Origin of the sequence: Janthinobacterium sp. HH106 (assembly GCF_001758725.1) — a bacterium.
Taxonomy (GTDB): domain Bacteria; phylum Pseudomonadota; class Gammaproteobacteria; order Burkholderiales; family Burkholderiaceae_D; genus Janthinobacterium.
The window spans coordinates 1-2,401 of sequence record NZ_LRIC01000033.1; the positions used below are offsets into that span (position 1 = coordinate 1).

3 protein-coding genes are annotated in these 2,401 nt (G+C 62.3%); all 3 read right to left on the reverse strand.

Annotated elements, in window-relative coordinates:
• Window positions 1-29: 29 nt before the first annotated feature.
• Window positions 30-752, reverse strand: coding sequence for an arginyltransferase (locus JAB8_RS14845; protein ID WP_070224525.1), 723 nt, complete (start codon window positions 750-752; stop codon window positions 30-32).
• A 72-nt stretch (window positions 753-824) separates the two neighbouring features.
• Window positions 825-1,541, reverse strand: a complete 717-nt coding sequence (gene aat, locus JAB8_RS14850; protein ID WP_070290396.1) for a leucyl/phenylalanyl-tRNA--protein transferase — start codon at window positions 1,539-1,541, stop codon at window positions 825-827.
• Window positions 1,542-1,571: 30 nt separating this feature from the next.
• Window positions 1,572-2,150: an NUDIX hydrolase gene (locus JAB8_RS14855; protein WP_034747557.1), complete on the reverse strand. Its 579-nt coding sequence runs from the start codon at window positions 2,148-2,150 to the stop codon at window positions 1,572-1,574.
• Window positions 2,151-2,401 lie beyond the last annotated feature (251 nt).

Consider the following 2,401-nt stretch of genomic DNA (forward strand, 5'->3'; position numbering starts at 1 on the left):
TACGCACTTGCGCGCTAATCCGACCTACCTTACATGATCACCCACTGTCCCTTGATCCGCGCTTCCAGCGGCTTGAAGTTGATTTTATACGCCATCTTCGGGCTTTGTTCTATCCAGTAGCCCAGGTAGATGTAAGGCAGGTTCAGTTCGCGCGCCTGGGCGATTTGCCACAGCACGTTGTAGGTGCCGTACGAGGCGCCGGGCACGTCGGGATCGAAAAACGTGTAGACGGACGACAGGCCATCGGCCAGCACGTCGATGATGCTGACCATGCGCAGGGTGCCGTCAGGCTCGCGGAACTCCACCAGGCGCGTGTTGACCCGGCTTTGGAGCAGGAATTGCGCGTACTGGTCGCGGCTGTCCTGGTCCATGCCGCCGCCCGCGTGGCGCGTGCTCTGGTAGCGCAGATACAGTTCGTAGTGCTCGTCGAGGAAGGACAAAGTGGCCACGCCCGCCTGCAGGTTGGCGTGGCGGTTCCAGGCGCGGCGCTGGTTGCGGTTGGGCGTGAACGATTGCGTCACCACGCGCACGGGGATGCAGGCCTGGCAGCCATCGCAATACGGGCGGTAGGTGAAAATACCGCTGCGGCGAAAGCCGTTGCGCACCAGTTCCGAATACACGTCGCTGTTGATCAGGTGCGAAGGCGTGGCCACCTGCGAGCGGGCCTGGCGGTCGTCCAGGTAGCTGCACGGATACGGTGCCGTCGTGTAGAACTGCAGGGTGGCAAACGGTAGTTCGTTCAGGTGCGTCATGCTGATCCTGTCTGGTCTGTCCGCAGCAATGGAAATGTGCCTGGCGGTGTGCCTGGAGCTATCATAGCTTTTTTACGCCGGTGGCGCAGCATGCCAATCGGTGATTTGCGCTGCTTCAATGGCGCTCCTCACATGGGCCAGGAAGCGGGCGCGCGAAATGGGCGCCGCGCCCAGCGAGGCCAGGTGTTTCGTTTCTTGCTGGCAGTCAATCATGGTCACGCCGCGGGCCTGCAAAAAGCGCACGAGGTGGGCCAGCGCGATCTTCGATCCATCCGAGACGCGGGCGAACATCGATTCGCCATAGAACATGCGTCCGATCGACACGCCATACGCGCCGCCCACCAGTTCGCCGTCCAGCCACAGCTCGGACGAGTGGGCGTAGCCCAGCTTGTGCAAGCCCGTGTAGCCGGCGATGATCTCGTCGGAAATCCAGGTGCCCGGGCCATCCTTGCGCGGCGCCGCGCAGGCGCGCATGACGGCGTCGAAATCGCCGTCGAAGCGCAGCTGCCAGCGCCCGTCCGTGGCAGCGCTGCGCTCGACCTTGCGGATGGCCTTGGCCAGGCTGTCGGAGACCTTGAAGTCCGCCGTCATCAGCACCATGCGCGGATCGGTGCTCCACCACAGGATGGGCTGGCCCTCGGAAAACCAGGGGAAGATGCCGTGTTTGTAGGCGTCGAGCAGGCGCGCGGGCGACAGGTCGGCGCCGGCTGCCAGCAGGCCGGGCGCTTCGTCGGTCAGGGCGCGCGAGACCTCGGGGAACGGGGTGTGGATGTCGAGCCAGGGAATCATGCGGCGTCAAAAATGGCGGGTGGTGGGGGCTTACTCGGCATCCGCGCGCGCCATCGGGCGCGTGATGTCGCCCGTATGCACACCATAGCTGCCGCCTTCGCGGATTTTCACGCGGTCGGCAAAGAACAGTTCCAAGGTGGCGCGGATGGTGGGGAAGGCCAGGTCGTCCCACGGAATTTGCGCTTCCGTAAACAGTTGCACGTCCAGACTTTCGATGCCGGGCGCGAAATCGAGGTCGCGCAGGCGCGCCAGGTAGAACAGGTGCACCTGGTGCACGCGCTGCACGTTGAGCAGCGAAAACAGGGGACCCAGTTCGATATTCGCGCCCGCTTCCTCCACCGTTTCGCGCTCGGCGGCGTCGGACGTCGTCTCGTCGTTTTCCATGAAGCCGGCCGGCAGGGTCCAGTAGCCGAGGCGCGGCTCGATGGCCCGCTTGCACAGCAAGACCTGCAACTGGCCATCTTCTTCCCAGACGGGAATCGAGCCGACCACCATTTTCGGGTTCTGGTAATGGATGGCGTCGCAGTTGGCGCACACATAGCGGGGACGGTTGTCGCCTTCCGGAATGGACAGGCTGACAGGGTGGGCGCATTCGGAGCAGAATTTCATGGGCTGGCTTCGGAAAATGGGTGACTAGTGTAACGCTTACTGTACACCGATTGCGCGCTCTGTGGCGTGACGGGCAGACACAATGCCACCTGGTAATTGGCTGACCTTTTTTAATGTATTTTAATTAAATAGCTCTATTGCAGTCGAAGTTGAGATAGCTATTGCCTAAGCCACCCGTTTGCCCTTATAATTCGAGTGCGGGGTGGAGCAGTCTGGCAGCTCGTCGGGCTCATAACCCGAAGGTCACAGGT

Excerpts from the sequence above, each read along its gene's own strand:
- JAB8_RS14845 (WP_070224525.1), bottom strand. The coding sequence starts at position 752 with ATGACGCACCTGAACGAACTACCGTTTGCCACCCTGCAGTTCTACACG.
- aat (WP_070290396.1), bottom strand. The coding sequence starts at position 1,541 with ATGATTCCCTGGCTCGACATCCACACCCCGTTCCCCGAGGTCTCGCGC.
- JAB8_RS14855 (WP_034747557.1), bottom strand. The coding sequence starts at position 2,150 with ATGAAATTCTGCTCCGAATGCGCCCACCCTGTCAGCCTGTCCATTCCG.